Below are 17,646 nucleotides of genomic sequence, written 5' to 3'. Positions count from 1 at the left end.
CGGTTCGACGGCTCCAAACCTGTTTGTGACTGGCTGGCGTCATCGCAAAAGCCCATGACTGATTCGGATACCGATACGGACAACATCGAAGTCGAAGACGCCGACCAAGACAGCCGGGAACTCGGCGTCGATTTCGGCGACCTCGGCGAGGAACTGGAGACCCACGAGTATCCGACCAGCGTCGACACACTGGTCGAGGCCTACGGCGATCACGAACTCGAACTGCCGAGCGGCGAAGAGTCGTTCGAGGAGGTTCTCGGCCCCTACACCGACGAGCCCGACCAGCAGTTCACCGACGCCGGCGAGGTCCGGCAGGCCGTGCTCAACATGGTCGGCGAGGGCGCGGTCGGGGAAGCGGGCTACAGCGACCGTGGGGTCGACTCCGGAGACGACACCGACTCGTTTTGATCAGTCCTCGGCAGCCTCGGTTCGGGCCCCTCGACGTGAGGCGCGCTCGATGAACTCCTGGGGTAGCGAGTCGATCTCACCGGCCTGCACGCCCCAGAGGTGGGCGTAGAGGCCATCCGAGGCGATGAGTTCCTCGTGGGTTCCACGCTCGACGATCCGGCCGTCTTCGAGGACGGCGATTTGATCGGCGTCCTTGATCGTCGACAGCCGGTGGGCGATGGCGAAGGTCGTTCGGTCGGCGGTGAGTTCGTCGAGGCTCCGCTGGATCAGCAGTTCGGTCTCGGTGTCGACATCCGAGGTAGCCTCGTCGAGCACCAGAATATCGGGGTCTTCGAGCATCGCACGGGCGATGGTGAGCCGCTGGCGCTGGCCGCCCGAGAGCTTGACGCCCCGTTCGCCGACCATCGTGTCGTACCCCTCCGGGAGGTTCTGGATGAACTCGTGGGCTTCGGCGGCTTCGGCAGCCGCCCGGATCTCGTCGTCTGTGGCCTCGAAACTCCCGTAGGCGATGTTGTCCCGGACCGTCCCGTAGAACAGGTACGACTCTTGGCCGACGTAGCCGATCGACCGCCGGAGGGAGGTCCGGCTGACGTTGCGAACGTCCTGGCCGTCGATTCGGACCGCGCCCGCGTCGACGTCGTAGAGCCGCAGGAGGAGTTTGAGGACGGTCGACTTGCCGGCCCCCGTGGGTCCGACCAAGGCGAGGGTGTCGCCGCCGTCGACGGTGAAATCGATGTCGTCGAGGATCGGCTGGCCGTCGTCGTAGCTGAAGCTCACGTTGTCGTACTCGACGCGGCCCTCCGAGACGACTAGTTCGTCGGTCTCCGAGTCGGATTCCAGCAGGGCCGTCTCATCCATCAGCCCGAAGATGCGCTCGGCGGAGGCCTCGGCGCGCTGGTACATGTTGATGATCTGGCCGAACTGCGCCATCGGCCAGACGAGCTGTTGGGTAAACAGGATGAAAACGACGAACTCGCCGGTCGACAGCGTGCCGGTGAACGGACCCGGCCCCGACCCTGAGAAGACCCAAAAGCCGCCGACGAGGAAGGTGAGGATGAAGCCTGCCCCCGAGAGGAGTTGGAGACCGGGGAAAAACCGGATCCGGATCGTGATCGCCCCCCAGTTGGTCTCGTAGTAGTCACGCGAGACGTCGTCGACGCGGCCCGACTCGAAGGACTCGGTGTTCGAGGATTTGATCACCTGGATGCCGCCGAGGTTGTTTTCGAGTCTAGAGTTGACGGTGCCGACGCTGGAGCGGACCGCGGCGTACTTCGGCTGGATCGTCTTGACGAAGACGTAGGTGAAGACGGCGATCAGGGGCACCGGCGAGAGCGCGACCGCGGCGAGTTGCGGGTTGAGGTAGATGAGGTAGCCCGCGATGGCGACGACCATCACCACGAGGCGGAACGCGGAGTTGAGCCCGTCGTTGAGGAAGCGTTCGAGCTGGTTGACGTCGTTCGAGAGGATCGACATGAGTTCGCCGGTCTGCTTGTCGGCGAAAAACGACATGTTCAGCCGCTGCATCGTGTCGTAGCTGTCGGTCCGCACGTCGTGTTGGATGTCTTGGGCGAAGGAGTTGAACCCCCAGTTGCGCAGCCAGTGGAACCCCGCACCGACGACAAAGGAGCCCGTAATCAGGCCGATGACGAGGACGAACTGGTCGACTTCGGCCGTCGGGAGCCACGACTGGGGGACCAGCGGCAGCGAAAACGGTTCGACGCCCTGAAAGAGGCTGTCGATAGCGATACCGAGCAGGATCGTCGGCAGCAGGTCGAGCAGACGGGCCCCGAGGCTGGCGGCGATACCGAGAGTGACCGCCGCCCAGTAGGGCCGGCCGTACTCGCCGACGAGCCGCCACATCGGGTCGTCGACGTGTTCGCGCTGCTCGGCGAACGGGTCGTCCTCGCCCGGTTCGTCGCCGCCCGCGTCCACGCCACTCATTGACTGTGGTAGCGCGGCAGCGCCAAAGAGGGTTGGCTTCGGGACCGATCAGCGGTACTCGTCCGGAATGTCGACCCGGTCGCCGACCTCGATCCCGTTGTCGGTGGTGTACTCGTAGGGGACTTCGAGGACGTATTTGGCGGTGCCGCGGAACGTCTCGTCGTCGTCGGGCCGGGCGTGGCTGATCGTCGTGATCTCGCCGTCGGCGTCGATGTGGACGATATCGATCGGGAAGGCCATGTTTCGCATGACGTAGCCGTGCCGGCCTTCGGAGTCGTGGATAAACAGCATGCCCTCGTTCTCGCCGAGCGAGGAGGTGTTGCTGAGGCCGGTGTAGCGGAGCGACTGGGTGTCTGCGATCCGGACGTCGACGGTGGCGAGTTCGTCGCCGGTATCGCCGTCGACGGCGGTGACGGTCGTCCAGTTGTAGGCGCTGTCGGCCGGCGGCCCCGAGAGCGCAGCACAGCCGCTGACGGCGAGAAGACAGCAGGCTGCGAGGAGTGCCCACTGCGTGCGGGAGATCATTGTCGGAGGGTGGGAGTCGACCGACATATCGGTTCCGACCCGGAAGGAAAGCGTTATTCACGCGTAGGAAGTGAAGTCGGATGCGGGCTCGTGGTCTAGTGGTTATGACGCGGCCTTTACAAGGCTGAGATCGGTGGTTCGACTCCGCCCGAGCCCACTTCTGACGACACAATACGACGAGCGTAGCGAGTCATCCGTGTCGTCAGGAGTGGCGATACGGAGTCGAACCCTGAAAGTCGCAGCCCGGCAGCCCGCTACTGCAGGCAGCCCGGACCGTCTTTCTCCGGTTCGACTCCGCCCGAGCCCACCGAACGACCCCAGCAACCGAACAGTCGACACCGTCCTCGACAGTATACTGACCCCAACCGGCAACAAACTGAACAGAACCGATAGGAGCCTGCCGGTCGACGGGGGCGGTAGGATGGCTCGCGCCGCACTGTCGCGCCGGCGGCTGGTGGGCGGCCTCGGCGGGCTGCTCGCGGCCGTGCGGCCGGCGAATCCGCGGCGGTCGACCCCTCAACTACCGATGTTCGATCCCGAAATCAGCCTCGACTGTTATGTGGCGACCGTCGACGCCGAGGTCTACCACGGCGTCGTGCTCAGGTTCGCCGACGGGTCGACCGTCGGCTTCGATGGCGAATACAGCGGCCGGCAGCGGTTCGGCTTCGTCGGCGATGGCCGGATCGACCCCGACGATCCGGGGGCAATCGAGGCCTTCCACGGCCCGATCGAGCGGGTCACCGTCCGGGCGTGGGACCGCAGCGAGACGGTCGACCGCGCCGGCGACTGCACGTTCGAATCGCTGCGGTTCGACTGCGAGACGGTCGTCTGTGAACCGCCGGCGGACCTCCGACTCCGGTTCACCGACGGCTCGGTCAAACAGTGGGACCCTCCCGACGACCCGACACGGACCCGGTTCGGCTCGCCCGGCCGCGTTGTCGACCGGGTTACCGAGGCGACCAGCGACATCAGCGTGCAGAATCCCGAGCCGGACTGCGAACCCGGCCCGCCCGCCACCGTCTTCGAAGACGGCGCGGTGACCGTCGGCTCCGGCGAGTTCGGGTCGACGCCGACCTTCGAGTCGGCGCGGCTGGTGTTCGCCGACGGGAGCGAGCGGACCGTCGAACCCGAGGAGGCCCGCGAGTTCACCGCGCCGACGATGTTTACGGTGGGTGGGTCGACGCCGATCGCGGCGGTGGCGATCACGCGGCGCGACGGCGACGTTACCTTCCAACTGGTGAATCCGGCGGTCGACGGGTCGGGGTGAGGTGGCCGTGGGAAGCGTCCCCTCGCCGCGCTGTCTTCGAAATCCTTTTTACTGCTATTGCCCTCGGTTCGACTGCGCCGCCTTAGCTCAGACTGGGAGAGCACTCGACTGAAGATCGAGCTGTCCCCCGTTCAAATCGGGGAGGCGGCATCCCGATTCTACTCGATTCTCATTCGCAAGCAGGCATCGCCTTTTGTTATTCGGGTCAAGGCCAGTACAGAGAGTCGACTTGGCTCACGTAGAAATGTAAATATTATAGATAGTGTCTGACGATGATTTATTATAGACACTATACGAATTGTTAGTATGAGTAGTGATACAGCCGAGCCGGAAGACAAAGCCCGAGAGCACAGCGAGCGACCCGACACCGAAGTCGAGGCAGACACTGCGTCCAGCCCGTTGACGATAGACCTCCCCGACGGGAGTGCAAGCATCGCTGAGGCAATCCACGCCCATCGGGAGATGCTACACAACCCGAGTGAAAACGGGCTTGCGGCCGATGAAGATATCTCGCATCTTTCTGAAGCCGTGGGAGAGCTATCGCAAAAGCTCCAGCAGTCGAAAAAACAGCGACAGGAAGCCGACTCACAAGTCACCGAACTCGAACGGACTGTTGCCCACCAGCAGCGGCAGATCCAGGAGTTGCATGCTGTCGTCGAGTCGCTGATGGATATTCTCGGAACCGAAACAGAATGGAAATCGTTCGAATCACCACCGGAAGACGCCGACCACACGACCGAGTAACACTCTCCGTCACGTACCGAACACTGCAATAGACGCGAATTAGACATCCAACTCGAAAAACTGCAACAGAGACCGGTCAGAGCACCATCTTGGCTCAAATCCGGGAGACGGTATTCCGCTTTTTGTTTCGCCACGTGTCCTCGCTCACTACGGTATACTAGCTTGTCGCTACCAGCAGTTTCCAGTCGACTGCTCGCTACGCTCAGTCGACCGGACGCTCTCGAAATACCATCGACTTTGCGAGAGTCGGCACCCCCAGCCGACAACGAGATCATCGGTCGACAACCCACCGCCCACCTCCTACAGCGAAGACCGCGAGCACCCCACCGGCAACCACGTCCGAGACCCAATGGATGCCGAGCGCTAGCGTCGCCGCGAGGATCGAGGCCGCGAGCCACGCCGCAAGATAGAACCACCGGCGGAAGGCCGCCCGCGTCGACGCCGCGATCAGGCCGACGGTAACCGACAGCGCGGCGTGCAGCGAGGGGAAGACGTTCGTATTCGAGTTCACCAGCGAGGTGACGACGGTGATCTCGGGGACGAGTTCCAGCAGCGGCGACCCCGCCGCGGCGGCCTCAGTCGACCGGTCGACGTTCCGCGGGCCGTAGGCCACGACCGCGGCATACCAGCCGACGGCGACGGCGTAGGTGATCGTGTAGGACGTGACGAGCCATTTGAGCGGGCAGGCCCGCTCGGCGAACAGGTAGATCACCAACGGCGCGAACAACACCACGGCGTAGCCGACGGTGTAGACCGCCGCGAAGTAGATCAACGCCGGGTCGGGCGTCAGCGCCTGAACGGTATGCACGAGATCGCCCTCGATACCGTAGAGGATCGGCGTCGCCTCGATCCCGTAGGTCGACGAAACGCGCCGGATCGGTCCCTGTAGGCCTTTGTTGAGCACGACGACGACCCCGAGAGCGGCGATATAGGGAGCGACCTCGCGGAGCCGGCGGCGGAACCACGGCGGCCGGGTTCGGAGCACCCGCAGCCACTCGGGGCCGACCGAGAGCCGACAGACGCCGGCGACGCCGACCAGCGTCGACACGAGCAGTCCCGAGACGACCGCGAGTGCTGCCGGAGAGAACACGGTCGCCGACTCGCCGGCCAGCCACCTAACGGCTGCCATTCCCCGCGGGCTACTCGGTGGGTAGCTCGATCACCGTCTCGCCCAGCGTTAGCTCCCGGCGGTCGAGTTCGCGGATGAACCGTCGGGCGGCGAGATAACCCACGACCGCACAGCCGGCGGCGACGAGCACCGTCCCGACGACCAGTCGGAGGAACACCTCGGGACCGGTCGACGGCGAGAGCGCGGCGGCGAGACCGCCCGGTACCGGCCCGAGGAGCCGCGAGCCGAGCCAGAAGCCCGCGGCGTAGATCGTCCACTTCACTGGTGGGTTCACGACGACGAGCACCGCCACCAGAGCCAGATTGCTGACCCGCTCGGCGTACCGGCCCAGCAGGGCGAAGATCACGAGCGTCAGCCCGAAGTTCGGGAGTGCGGCGAGAAAGGTCCCGAACGCGAAGGTCAGTGCGACGTCTTTGGGGGGATGGTCGTCACTGAAGGCCGCTTCGAGCCGGTCGGTAATGGCTGCCCGATACGTCGAGAGCCGCTGTCTGGCCACACTGACTGGTCGGGAGCCAGAGACATGAAGCCGCTGGTCTCTGTTAGCCCCCACAGCCCCGCTCGATCACCAGATCCCGGTGCTGTGCGCCGGCCGCGTCGCCGGCCGAACTGTCGACCGGAATCTGTTGGTAGTGTTGATAGACGGTCAGCTCCGTCGGCGTCTCGCCGCGGGCGGCCGCGACCTGCCGGCAGGCCCACGCGGCGTAAGCGACCGCGACGGTCTCGGGGGTGTCGGCGTCCTCGCCGGCGCTACGGACCTGTGCCATGTGTTTGCGGTACCGGAACGTCGGATGGGTCGCGGCGACGTCCGGCGGGCGGTCGAAGCTGTCGGCGGTCCCCGGGAGGTCGGCGACGACCGCCTCGCCGCCGAGGTCGGCTTCGACGACGTACCAGCTGTAGCCGGTCGACGGATCGGGGGCGTACAGCCCCCAGCGCTGCTGATCGAGTCGGTCGTCATCGACCGGCTCGGGCAGCTCGAAGGCCGTGGCGTCGGCCGCGCCGTAGGCGACCATCCAGACGACCGCCAGCGCCCCGGCAACCGCCAGCAGCGACCGGGCAGCGGCACGCGTCGACGCGGCGAACTCCCCGTAGCCGCGGGTCTCGGCGGCCGCCAACAGCCGGCGCTCTAGCGGCGGTCGACCCAGCCGCCGGGGGAGCGCGATCGGCAGCCGGTCGAGCCAGGAACGCGGTACGTAGCGGGCCACCCGGTCCCAGAACGGCGCGGCCAGAAACGGCAGCAGCGCGACGGTCAACACCAGCGGAAAGAGGCCGACGGTCATCGTCAGGGCCATGCCGACGAACGCCCCCATGTAACCGAGCGCCGCCGCCGTCCGGAGCCGGCCGACCGGGACCAGCAGGAACAGCACCGAGCCGGCCAGCAGCGTCACCCACGCGTAAGTGAGCCCCGTCACCAGCGTCGGGTAGTCGGCGAGGTGGTTGCCGAGGCCGACGGTCATCAGGTCGTTTTCGAGGGCGATCCCGAGGGCCTCGCCGGCGTACCAGCGGTCCCCCCGATGCTTGAGCGCCGCGTTGGTGGCGAAGACGACGAGCGGCTGGCACAACACGGCGGCCGTGCCGAAACTGGCGATCCGACGGCGGGCCGACCCGCGCCGGAGGGCGTCGACCGACCAGCGCTCGCCGATGGGGGCCAGCAGCGCGACCAACAGCAGCACCGCCAGCAGCCGGTCGCCGCCGTTGAGCACCGTCGGCGTCCGAGCGTGCAGCGAGAGCAACAGCCCCAGCGAGGCCGCGCCGGTGAGCCGCGAGCGGTAGCCGACGGCGAAGGCCACGGCCACGATGCCAGCGATGGAAAACAGCAACTGCTGGAGCCACACCTCCCCCGACAGCGCGTGGATCGACAGCCCGGTGTACTGGGGATAGGTCGACTCGTAGGCCGCCAGCGGGTACACGCCACTGTCGGTGTAAAAAGTCCGGATGTGCCGGCCCCGACCCAGCAGGTCGACCAGCAGCGTCACGCCGAGGCCGATCCGGAACGCTGCCAGCGATCGGGTGTCGACCGCGAACCGGGCGCGGATCCGGGCCCAGACGGCGAGCAACGCCCGGACCAGTCGGTCGCCAGCGACGCGTTCGCCGGTGCCGTCGTCGAGTTCGGACATTGATTCGTCAGAAGTCGACCGTGTACTGTCATTCCTCGAACAATAGCTATATAATTTGGGAAGGCTCAGACCGCGGCTGTAGCCTCGGCGACGGGCGCGGAATGCAGAATCTATAAATCCCAGTGTCTCACAGTAATTGATGTGATTCCCACTCGTGTCACGGCCGTCGCCAGTCCGTCGGCAGCGGTGGGTCCGAAGCCGAAGAAGCGTCCCTTTTAACTGCTCGTTGCGGGCGTGGCGTCCCGTCTCGGGTGTTCGTACCCGGTTCGAAGCGTCCGACGACTATACACCACCCCACGACAACACTCCACCAACCTACCACTCATGACGACGATCGACTTCAGCGGGGTCTTCCCGGCGATGGTGACCCCCTTTACCGACGACAACGAGATCGACACCGAAACACTCCGCAGAGACGCCCAGCGGCTCGAAACAGCCGGCGTCGACGGGCTCGTCCCGGTCGGCTCGACCGGCGAGAGCGCGACGCTTTCCCACGCCGAACACGTCGAGGTCATCGAGGCCGTCGTCGACGCCGTCGAGGACGTCCCCGTGATCGCGGGCACCGGCTCGAACAACACTGCCGAGGCACTCGACCTCTCCCAGCAGGCCGCCGACGCCGGCGCTGACGCCCTGCTGCTCATTTCTCCCTATTACAACAAACCCGAACCCGAGGGGATGTACGACCACTACCGCCAGGTGGCCGACGCGGTCGACGTCCCCCAGATCGTCTACAACGTCCCGAGCCGGACGGGTCGTAATATCGAGGTCGACACCGCCGTCCGACTCGCCGAACACGACAACATTCGCGGCTACAAGGCCGCCTCGGGCGACCTCAACCGGATCAGCGAGGTCGTCGAACGCACCCGCGGGGAGGACTTTGCGGTCCTCTCGGGCGACGACGGGCTGACGCTGCCGACCCTCTCCGTTGGCGGTCACGGCGCGATCAGCGTCGTCGCCAACGTCGAACCCGAGCGCACCTGTGCGATGGTCGGCGCAGCACTGGAGGGCGACTACGAATTCGCCCGCGCGCTCCACCACGAACTCGCCCCGCTCGTCCGCCAGCTGTTCGTCGAGACCAACCCGATCCCGGTCAAAGCCGCCATGGAGATCCGCGGCTACGCACCCGGTCGGATCCGATCGCCGCTCACCGAACTCACCGAGGAACACCGCGAGGAACTGGCTGCCCGACTGGCCGAACTCGACGGCGAGCCGGCGACGCCCGACGAGGCGGAGGTCCCGAACTGATGGTTGAGGTCGCCGTCACCGGCGCAGCCGGGCGGATGGGCCGGGAAGTGCTGGCCGCGGCCGCCGACCGCGAGATCGAGGTCGCCTTCGCGGTCAACCGCAGCCCGGTCGACGAGCCGATCGCGGGCGTCGACGTCGAATCGAGCGACGACTTCGAGGCGCTGCTGGCCGACCACGAGCCGGCTGTCGTCGTCGACTTCACCGGCCCCGAGTCGGCAGTCGACTACGCGGCGGCCTGCGCCGAGGCCGGCGTCGCGCTGGTCACCGGTACCACCGGCTTCGACGAGGCTGGCCTCGCGGATTTGAAAGCCACAAGCGAGTCGACAGCGATCCTGAAAGCCTCGAACTTCTCGCGTGGCGTGGCCGCCCTTCGGTTGGCCGTCCAAGAGGCGACGGCCGCCCTCCCCGACGCCGACATCGAACTCACCGAGACCCACCACAACGCCAAGCGGGATGCGCCGAGTGGGACCGCGAAAACACTGCTCGATGATATCGAGGACGTGCGCGAGGACATCTCCGAGCGCGTTCACGGTCGTGAGGGCGAGGCCCCACGGTCGGCCGACGAGATCGGGGTCCACGCTCGCCGGGCCGGCGACATCGCGGGCGAACACGAGGTGCTGCTCGGCGGCAGTAATGAGGTGCTGTCGCTGACCCACCGGGCCGGCGACCGGAGCATCTTCGCCGACGGCGCGCTCGACGCGGCTGTCTGGCTGGCCGACCGGGAGGCCGGCTGGTACGACTTCTTCGAGGTTATCGAGGGGTAGCCGGCTCGCGCGTTCGAACCGTCGACGGGAGTGAGTGCTCCTCTTGCCCCGGAGACGCGTGGGACTGTCGTTTTATTTGTCCGAGCGTCGAAGGAAGCGGTATGCCCGCAACACTGCTGCAACGGTTCCTCCGCCGGTTCACGGACGACGAAGAGAGCGACGACGATCGGGGGTTTTCGCCCTCGCCGCTGGATATGTCGGTCCGGGAGAGTCACGGTAGCAACGAGGCAGCGGTCGACCGCGAACTGACGCGGATCCAACAACAGGCCGACGAGATCGAACAGCGACGGCGGGACTGACCCCCGCCACAGTCGGCCGCCGCCCACAATCGCCGGGACTTATTTGTTGGCCCGAGAAGGGGGACCACGATCGAATGTCGACACTTCAATCCGAAATCCAAGACCTCTGGAACCGCTACGACGACGGCCTCACCGCCGACGATGCCACCGACGAGGATCTGGCCACCCTCGATGTCTTCCTCGAAGCCCTCGAAGCCGGCGAGGTCCGGGCGGCCGAGAAAACTGGCGACGACGTGACCTCGTGGGAAGCCAACGCGTGGGTCAAACAGGGGATTCTCCTGAATTTCGGCCTCCGACACACCGAAGCCCGATCCTACGGCGGCGTCGACTATCACGACGTCCTCCCCCTGCGCCAAACCGCCGACCTCAACGACCGCGGCACCCGGAACACACCCGACGGCACGACGATCCGTCGAGGAGCCTACCTCGGTGAAGACTGCATCATGATGAGCCCCTCGTTCGTCAACATCGGCGCCTACGTCGGCGACGGCACGCTGGTCGACTCCTGTGATACGGTCGGCTCCTGTGCCCAACTAGGGGGCAATGTCAAACTCGGCGCGAACACCCTCATCGGCGGCGTCCTCGAACCCGTCGAAGGCGCACCGGTCATCATCGAGGACGGTGTCTCGCTGGGCGCTGGCTGTCGTGTCACCTCCGGCTTCAAGATCGGCGCGAACTCGATCGTCGGCGAGAACACCCTGCTGACCCCGCGAATTCCGGTGTACGATCTGGTCGACGAAGAAGTCATCTACGGCCACCTCCCCTCCGAGCGACGCGCCTTCACCCGGTACGTCGAGTCCTCTGTGAGCGATCACGAGATGTTCGACGGCGGGGCCTACAAACCGGCCGTCGTCGCCACGAGTGTCGAAGAAGAGACCCTCGAAGCGACCCAGCGCGAGGACGCGCTCCGGGAGTAGTCGCTGCCTACGACTGTCCATCGAACGGTAACGGTTGTTAGTGTACGAACGTCCGATTCTTGGCAACTGCTGTTCCATCCGGTGGACATATGTATAGGGCTGTGCTTAGGTAGGTAACGACTAGCACCCCGTCGACAGTCACGGCCGCGCCGTGGTACTCGATGGGACCCGTTCACACCCACCATGAGCACGCTCAGCCACGCAGTCGAGTTCGAGAAGTACCACGGCACCGGCAACGACTTCATTATCGTAGACGCGACCGATCCGGTTCCCGATCGGAGCGCCTTCGCAACCGCCCACTGCGACCGACAGACCGGCGTCGGCAGCGAGAGCGACGGTCCGACCGGCGCGGACGGCGTCCTGTTTTTGGATCTCGAAGACCGGTTTTCCCCGCCACGGATCATCATGACACTCGTCCAGCCCGACGGCTCGGTCGCGCCGATCTGCGGCAACGGCGCGCGGTGTGCGGCCGTCTGGGCGATGGACCGGACCGACGCCGAGGCGGTCATGATCGACACCCAAGCGGGGACGCGACAGGCGACACGTGCCGACGGCGGGATCACCGTCGAGATGGGCGAGCCGACGTTTGACCCCGACCGGGTCCCGCTGGCGGTCGACCAGCCGCTCGTCGAGGAATCCGTCGAGGGGCTGACCGTCACCGCGGTCAACACCGGCGTTCCGCATGCGGTCGCGTTCGTCGACGATATCGACGGCGTCGAGGATATCGACGCGATCGACGTCGAATCGGTCGCCCCACAGGTCCGACACGCCGGCGTCTTCCCCGCCGGGGCGAACGTCACCTTCGCCGAACGAGTCGACGCCGAGCGCGATGGCGTGCCGCGGTTCCGCCAGCGGAGCTACGAACGCGGCATCGAGGGCGAGACCGAGGCCTGTGCCACCGGCTCGGTGGCGGTCGTCGCCGCTGCCACCCGGCTCGGCCTGATCGAACCAACCGACGCGGTCGACGTCGCGGTGCCCGGTGGTGAGCTACAGGTCACGCGGACGGACCGCGGGGGACTCGAACTGACCGGGGCAGTGGCCCACGAGTTCGACGGCGACGCCGCGGCGGTAGTCGACGACTAACTCGCCTGTGGCGGCGGGTGCGGCTTACAAACCAAAGCATTGAACGCCTGAGCGACCCCAGACGGAGTAATGGCTGATACGGACCTCGCCGACTCGCCGCTCGTTCGTCGACTCGCCGACTGGGACGACGACACGCTCGAATCACTCGCCGACGAGTACGGCACCCCGCTCTACGTCACTGATCTCGACCGCATCAAAGCGAACTACCGCCGGTTTGCGGCGGCGTTCCCCGACGCCCACGTGATGTACGCCGCCAAAGCCCACACCGGTCGATCGGTGCTGGAGGCCCTGCTCTCGGTCGGCGCGGACATCGAGTGTGCGGCGTGGGGCGAACTCCAGCGCTCGATTGAGGCGGGCGCTGACCCGAACACACTTCAGTATACGGCGGTTAACCCGCCGGATCACGACCTCGACTACGCCGTCGACCTCGCGGCCGACGCGCCAGGACTGACGATCACCATCGGCGCGACCGACACCCTCGACCGCCTCGCAGAACGAGGGTACGACGGCCGGGTCGCCATCCGTATCAACCCGGGAATCGGCACCGGCCACCACGAGAAAGTGGCGACGGGCAACGACGCCAAGTTCGGCATCCCGTACGAGCAGGTCCCGGACGTCGCCGATCGGGTCCGCGAGGAGTTCGAGCTCGTCGGGATCCACTCGCATGCCGGCAGCGGCGTCCTCACTGACGATCTCGAAGACCACTGTGAAGCGATCGAGCGAGTCGGCGAGATGGCCCGTCGTGTCGGCGGCTTGGAGTTCGTCGACATCGGCGGCGGCTTCGGCGTGCCGTACCACGAGGACGAGCCACCGCTCGATCTCGAGAAAACGGCCGCGATGGTTCGGGAGGCGGTCGGCGAGATCGACGCCCAGCTCAAACTGGAACCGGGGCGCTACATCGTCGCCGACGCGGGGCTGATCCTCACCGAGGTCAACACGATCAAGGAGACGCCGACTGCGACGGTCGTCGGCGTCGACGCCAGCCTCGCGACCCTGATCCGGCCGGCGATGTTCGGCTCCTACCACCCCATGCGGAACGTCAGCGCGCCCGACCGCGAACCCGAACCGGTCACCGTCGGCGGCCCGGTCTGTACCAGCGCCGACGTGTTTGCGACCGACCGGCCGATCGCCCGACCCGAACGGACCGATACTCTCGCGATCGGGAACGCGGGCTCCTACGGCTACGAACTCGCCTCGCAGTTCCACTCCCAGCCGCGGCCCGCCGAGGTCGCCCTCGAAGACGGCGACGCTCGTGTCGTCCGTCGACGGGAGACGCTCGACGACGTGACCCGTGTCGAGCAGTAATCGCCACGAGTAGGCGCGGCTACCGCTCCGTTAGTCGACTCTTACTCACCGGCTGAACCACGGAGGTGCGGTCGCCTACCGTTCGCGGGCGTAGTAAACGGTGTCGACGCCCGGCTCGCGGTCGTCGAGGATCCGTTCGACGCAGTCGAAACCTAGCGACTTGAGGATGGCGATGTGGGCGCGGTTGGTGTGCCACGTCTTCGTCGAGAGCGCCGACGCGGGGAGCGCCGCGGGTGGTGAATCCAGCAGGTGCTCGTAGAGCCGGGTGGCGATCCCATCCCCCCGGTGGGACGGGTCGACGACGAGTACGCTCACGTGGGTCGACGGCGCGTACGCGCCCAGCACGTCGCTGTCGGTGACCTCCCTGAGGGCAGCGAAGCCGACCAGCCGGTCGTCGTCGACCGCACCCAGCAGCGGGCCGTCGAGACAGTCGGCGAGATAGCCCTCGATGCTGGTCGGCCCCGCGGTCCCGCCGGTCCGGGAGACTTCCCGACGGGCGGCAGCGGTCAGCGGCGGGACGAACTCCTCGTCGGTCGCCGCGAGCAGTCGACGGACGTCCCCCGCGTACGCCGCGGGCCGGTCGATCCGTTTCACGACAGTCATCGGCCGGCGTAGACACCCGGCGGTCAAAACACCTCGTGTGTCGGGGGCGATACGGCCGCCAGGAGTACACCGCCGCCGAAGTGTATACCATCGAATATGTAACGCATATTTATGTTACTGTATCTGTAACAGCAGGTAATGACAGCATTTCGAGTCCTCCACGTCGGCGACGAGGCCGACGGCTCCCTCGAAACCCAGCTCGAATCGTTCCTCGAGGGGGCGGCCTCGGTTCGGACGGTCGAGGGCGACGAGGCGGCCCGGACCGCGCTCGCCGAGACCGCCGTCGACTGTCTGGTCTGTGGGTTGCGGCCGGCGTTCGTCCGTGAGATCCGGTCGGATCATCCGGAGGTTCCGGTCGTCGTTGCCGACGATGCCGGGTCGGCTGACGCGATCTCCACGGCGATCGAGGCGGGGGCGACCGACTACGTCGCCCGGTCCGGCGATGAGGATGCAGTGTTGGCCCACCGGATCGCCGAGACGATCGCCGGGGAGTGGCAACAGCTGCGGGGGCGGTTGACCGAGTCGGCGGCGATCATCTCGGGGCTCTACGGGATGCTCGACGAGGGCGATCTGAGCCTCGAGGAGAAGCTCGCCCGCGGGCTCGAACTGGGAGTGTCCGAACTCGACTACCCGCTGGCGTACATCACCCACCGCGAAGGGTCGTCAGTCGAGATCGTCTCGGTCAGCGGCGACCACGAGGTGATCCAGGAAAACGAGACGCTGCCGGCGGGCTCGACCTACTGCGGAACGACGATCGACACCGGCGAGCCGCTGTCGGTCGGGGATGCGGCTACCGACAAGCAGTGGACCGATTCGGCGGCGTTCCGGACGGTCGGACTCCGGTGTTATGTCGGCGCGCCGATCATCGTCGACGGCGACGTCTACGGGACGCTCTGTTTCGGCAGCGACGACCCGCGACCGCCGTCGGTCGTCGACGACGACTTGGTGATCGTCGAGACGCTGGCCCAGTGGGTCGGCTACGAGATCGACCGCCACCAGTACGAACGCGAGCTCCAACGGCAGATCGACCGGCTCGAAGAGTTCACCGGTGTCGTCTCCCACGACCTGCGCAGCCCGCTGAACATCGCCCAAGGGCGGCTGGATATCGTTCGGGAGGCACACGACTCCGAACACGTGGCGACAGTCGACCGCGCGCTCGACCGGATGGAGGCGATCATCGAGGACACCCTCACGCTGGCCCGACAGGGCCAGACCGTCGACCCCGAAGAGATCGAGCCAGTGGGCATCGAGTCGGTCGTCGACCACTGCCGGGAGATCGTCGTCAGCGGCGACTCCGAGCTCCGGCTGGTCGACGAGTTCACAATGCAGGCCGACCGCCACCGGCTCTACCAGCTGTTCGAGAACCTCGTTCGGAACGCGGTCGAACACAGCGATAGCCCGGTGACGGTTCGGATCGGCCGCCTCGACGTGATGTTCACCACCACCCGCGTCGAGCCCGACGGCACCTTCGGCTTCTACGTCGAAGACGACGGGCCGGGGATCCCCGCCGACCAGCGGGAGGAGGTCTTCGAGCCCGGCGAGTCGACCAATCCCCAAGGGACCGGCTTCGGGCTTTCGATCGTCCGCCGGATCGCCGAGGCCCACGGCTGGACGGTGAGCCTCACCGAGAGCTTCGACGGCGGCGTACGCTTCGAGTTCCACAACGTCAGGTGACCGCAGCCCGCTCCACAACGGCTTTGGGCCGCGAGCCCCCCAGGAAACGTATGGTTGACACGAAAACCCTCCTCAGATGGGCCGGACTCGCCGTGGCCGGGCTGATCGTGGCCCGCCTCGTCATCTGGCTCCTCGGCGTCGTCGTCGGCATCGTCTTCGGACTCGTCCAGTTAGCGCTGACGCTGCTGTTCGTCGGACTGCTGGTGTATGGGCTCTACTGGGGCTACACCACGTTCGTCTCGGATTCGACGTCCACCGCGCGCAGCCGCGAGAAGGTCTTCGAGCGATAGCGGCGCGACGGGAGGCCCCCGAACGGAAGCAGCGCCGACGGGACGGCCGGAACCGGTGCAAGTATCCCGTCGGTCGACGTTACTCCACGTATGGCAGGCAATCCGATCACGCTCCCGGAGCTCGGCGGGGGCGCGACCGAGGGCGAACTGGTGGCGTGGCTCGTCGAGCCCGGCGAGACCGTCGAAGACGACCAACCGATCGCCGAAGTCGAGACCGAAAAGTCGGTCGTCGAGGTTCCCGCCCCGGCCGCAGGGACGGTAACCGAACGGCTCGTCGAGGCGGGGTCGACCGTCGAAGTCGGCGCCGAGATCGGCCGGATCGAGCCCGGGGAGTCGACACCGACCGACGACGCGGTCGACACTCCGGCCGAGCAGGACGACGCGCCGGCCGACGAGGTCGGCGTCCCCGACGAGCGGGTGTTCGCGCCACCGCGGGTCCGGCGACTGGCCCGCGAACTCGGCGTCGACATCGCCGGCGTCGAAGGATCGGAGGCCGGCGGCCGCATCGGCGAAGCCGACGTTCGCGCGGCGGCCGAACGCGAGGCCGAACCCGAGGACAGCGGCCCGAAGCCGTTCACTCCGAGCGGTAAGTCCGCGGTGTCGAAGCGCGAGGCCGACAGCGACACCGGCGTCGACGGGCCGAAACCGGTCACCCCGAGCGGCGAGGCGGCGGTGTCGCCGGCCGGAAGCGACGACGCGGAACCGGCGGCGGTCGCTTACACCAGCCAGTACGACACTGCGGTCGTCAACGACCTCGAGGCGCTCCGGGCGGAACTCGACCCCCACGCCGCCGAGCAGGGCGTGGAACTGACGCTACTCCCGCTCGTGATCAAGGCCGTCATCCGAACGCTGGCCGACGTGCCGGCGCTCAACGCGACGGTCGACGCCGATGGGACGGTCGACCAGCGGGAGGCCACTCACGTCGGCATCGCGGTGGCGACCGACGACGGCCTCGCCGTGCCGGTCGTCGAAGACGCCGACGAGACGGCGCTCGTCGATCTGGCCGCCGAGATCGGCGATCTCGTCGACCGGGCCGAGGCGGGCGATCTGACCGCCGCGGAGGCCGATGGCGCGACGTTCACGGTGACGACCCCCGGCGCGATCGGCGACGAGTACGCGACGCTGCCGATCGAGGGCGACCGGACAGCGAGTCTCACATTGGGGGCGATCGACCACCGGCCGGTCGTCGCCGACGGCGAGGTCGTCGCCAGCGAGACGCTGCCGCTGTCGCTGGCGGTCGACTCCCGTGTGGTCGACCCCACCGAGGCGGCGGCGTTCGTCGAGGGGGTCGTCGGCTATCTGGAGTCGCCGAACCGGCTGCTGTTGGGTTCGGTCTAA

General features: G+C 66.8%; 18 protein-coding genes and 2 tRNA genes. 14 read left to right on the top strand and 6 right to left on the bottom strand.

Going from position 1 to position 17,646, the window contains the following annotated elements:
• Positions 1 to 54 precede the first annotated feature (54 nt).
• Complete coding sequence (locus NKJ34_RS07740; RefSeq protein WP_253737719.1) at positions 55 to 408, top strand: DUF5789 family protein; 354 nt, start codon at positions 55 to 57, stop codon at positions 406 to 408.
• Here the strand turns inward: NKJ34_RS07740 and NKJ34_RS07735 are convergent, their stop codons facing one another.
• Entirely contained in the window at positions 409 to 2,349 is a 1,941-nt protein-coding gene (locus NKJ34_RS07735; protein ID WP_253737718.1) for an ABC transporter ATP-binding protein, read from the bottom strand.
• Between the two features lie 48 nt (positions 2,350 to 2,397).
• Positions 2,398 to 2,874 (bottom strand): DUF192 domain-containing protein, encoded by a 477-nt coding sequence (locus tag NKJ34_RS07730; protein ID WP_253737717.1) that lies wholly within the window; start codon positions 2,872 to 2,874, stop codon positions 2,398 to 2,400.
• Positions 2,875 to 2,958: 84 nt separating this feature from the next.
• Between NKJ34_RS07730 and NKJ34_RS07725 the strand changes: the two genes are divergently transcribed.
• The 4 genes from NKJ34_RS07725 (at position 2,959) to NKJ34_RS07710 (ending at position 4,885) form a co-directional block, all read left to right on the top strand.
• Positions 2,959 to 3,031, top strand: a tRNA-Val gene (locus NKJ34_RS07725).
• 264 nt (positions 3,032 to 3,295) lie between these two features.
• Positions 3,296 to 4,141: a hypothetical protein gene (locus NKJ34_RS07720; RefSeq protein ID WP_253737716.1), complete on the top strand. Its 846-nt coding sequence runs from the start codon at positions 3,296 to 3,298 to the stop codon at positions 4,139 to 4,141.
• A gap of 76 nt (positions 4,142 to 4,217) precedes the next feature.
• Positions 4,218 to 4,291, top strand: a tRNA-Phe gene (locus tag NKJ34_RS07715).
• A 156-nt stretch (positions 4,292 to 4,447) separates the two neighbouring features.
• Entirely contained in the window at positions 4,448 to 4,885 is a 438-nt protein-coding gene (locus NKJ34_RS07710) for a DUF1664 domain-containing protein (RefSeq protein ID WP_253737715.1), read from the top strand.
• 271 nt (positions 4,886 to 5,156) lie between these two features.
• On the opposite strand, the gene NKJ34_RS07705 is transcribed toward NKJ34_RS07710, so the two are convergent.
• Genes NKJ34_RS07705 through NKJ34_RS07695 form a run of 3 tightly spaced genes read right to left on the bottom strand, consistent with a single transcriptional unit; the run spans position 5,157 to position 8,128 of the window.
• Complete coding sequence (locus NKJ34_RS07705; RefSeq protein ID WP_253737714.1) at positions 5,157 to 6,014, bottom strand: phosphatase PAP2 family protein; 858 nt, start codon at positions 6,012 to 6,014, stop codon at positions 5,157 to 5,159.
• A 10-nt stretch (positions 6,015 to 6,024) separates the two neighbouring features.
• On the bottom strand, positions 6,025 to 6,510 hold the full coding sequence (locus tag NKJ34_RS07700) for a DUF2062 domain-containing protein (protein WP_253737713.1): 486 nt from the start codon (positions 6,508 to 6,510) through the stop codon (positions 6,025 to 6,027).
• A 43-nt stretch (positions 6,511 to 6,553) separates the two neighbouring features.
• Complete coding sequence (locus NKJ34_RS07695) at positions 6,554 to 8,128, bottom strand: HTTM domain-containing protein (RefSeq protein WP_253737712.1); 1,575 nt, start codon at positions 8,126 to 8,128, stop codon at positions 6,554 to 6,556.
• A 324-nt stretch (positions 8,129 to 8,452) separates the two neighbouring features.
• Between NKJ34_RS07695 and dapA the strand changes: the two genes are divergently transcribed.
• The 6 genes from dapA (at position 8,453) to lysA (ending at position 13,741) form a co-directional block, all read left to right on the top strand.
• Positions 8,453 to 9,373 carry a 4-hydroxy-tetrahydrodipicolinate synthase gene (dapA, locus tag NKJ34_RS07690; protein WP_253737711.1) on the top strand — a complete coding sequence of 307 codons (921 nt, stop codon included), beginning with the start codon at positions 8,453 to 8,455 and terminating at the stop codon, positions 9,371 to 9,373.
• On the top strand, positions 9,373 to 10,137 hold the full coding sequence (gene dapB, locus NKJ34_RS07685) for a 4-hydroxy-tetrahydrodipicolinate reductase (RefSeq protein WP_253737710.1): 765 nt from the start codon (positions 9,373 to 9,375) through the stop codon (positions 10,135 to 10,137). Before dapA ends, dapB begins: the two co-directional genes overlap by 1 nt.
• A 101-nt stretch (positions 10,138 to 10,238) precedes the next feature.
• Positions 10,239 to 10,436: a hypothetical protein gene (locus NKJ34_RS07680; RefSeq protein WP_253737709.1), complete on the top strand. Its 198-nt coding sequence runs from the start codon at positions 10,239 to 10,241 to the stop codon at positions 10,434 to 10,436.
• 74 nt (positions 10,437 to 10,510) lie between these two features.
• On the top strand, positions 10,511 to 11,353 hold the full coding sequence (locus NKJ34_RS07675) for a 2,3,4,5-tetrahydropyridine-2,6-dicarboxylate N-succinyltransferase (protein ID WP_253737708.1): 843 nt from the start codon (positions 10,511 to 10,513) through the stop codon (positions 11,351 to 11,353).
• Between the two features lie 183 nt (positions 11,354 to 11,536).
• Entirely contained in the window at positions 11,537 to 12,436 is a 900-nt protein-coding gene (dapF, locus tag NKJ34_RS07670; RefSeq protein ID WP_253737707.1) for a diaminopimelate epimerase, read from the top strand.
• 69 nt (positions 12,437 to 12,505) lie between these two features.
• Positions 12,506 to 13,741, top strand: coding sequence for a diaminopimelate decarboxylase (gene lysA / locus NKJ34_RS07665; protein ID WP_253737706.1), 1,236 nt, complete (start codon positions 12,506 to 12,508; stop codon positions 13,739 to 13,741).
• A 75-nt stretch (positions 13,742 to 13,816) separates the two neighbouring features.
• Here lysA and NKJ34_RS07660 read toward each other — a convergent pair whose 3' ends face one another.
• Positions 13,817 to 14,344 (bottom strand): GNAT family N-acetyltransferase, encoded by a 528-nt coding sequence (locus tag NKJ34_RS07660; RefSeq protein ID WP_253737705.1) that lies wholly within the window; start codon positions 14,342 to 14,344, stop codon positions 13,817 to 13,819.
• 138 nt (positions 14,345 to 14,482) lie between these two features.
• Here NKJ34_RS07660 and NKJ34_RS07655 point away from each other — a divergent pair, with 138 nt between their 5' ends.
• The 3 genes from NKJ34_RS07655 (at position 14,483) to NKJ34_RS07645 (ending at position 17,646) form a co-directional block, all read left to right on the top strand.
• On the top strand, positions 14,483 to 16,018 hold the full coding sequence (locus NKJ34_RS07655; protein WP_253737704.1) for a GAF domain-containing sensor histidine kinase: 1,536 nt from the start codon (positions 14,483 to 14,485) through the stop codon (positions 16,016 to 16,018).
• 50 nt (positions 16,019 to 16,068) lie between these two features.
• Positions 16,069 to 16,308, top strand: coding sequence for a hypothetical protein (locus NKJ34_RS07650; protein WP_253737703.1), 240 nt, complete (start codon positions 16,069 to 16,071; stop codon positions 16,306 to 16,308).
• Between the two features lie 90 nt (positions 16,309 to 16,398).
• Complete coding sequence (locus NKJ34_RS07645) at positions 16,399 to 17,646, top strand: dihydrolipoamide acetyltransferase family protein (protein ID WP_253737702.1); 1,248 nt, start codon at positions 16,399 to 16,401, stop codon at positions 17,644 to 17,646.

This window comes from Halohasta salina (assembly GCF_024178165.1).
Taxonomy (GTDB): domain Archaea; phylum Halobacteriota; class Halobacteria; order Halobacteriales; family Haloferacaceae; genus Halohasta; species Halohasta salina.
Note: the sequence above shows the minus strand (reverse complement) of the source record. Positions and strands in the feature narration are given on the sequence as shown.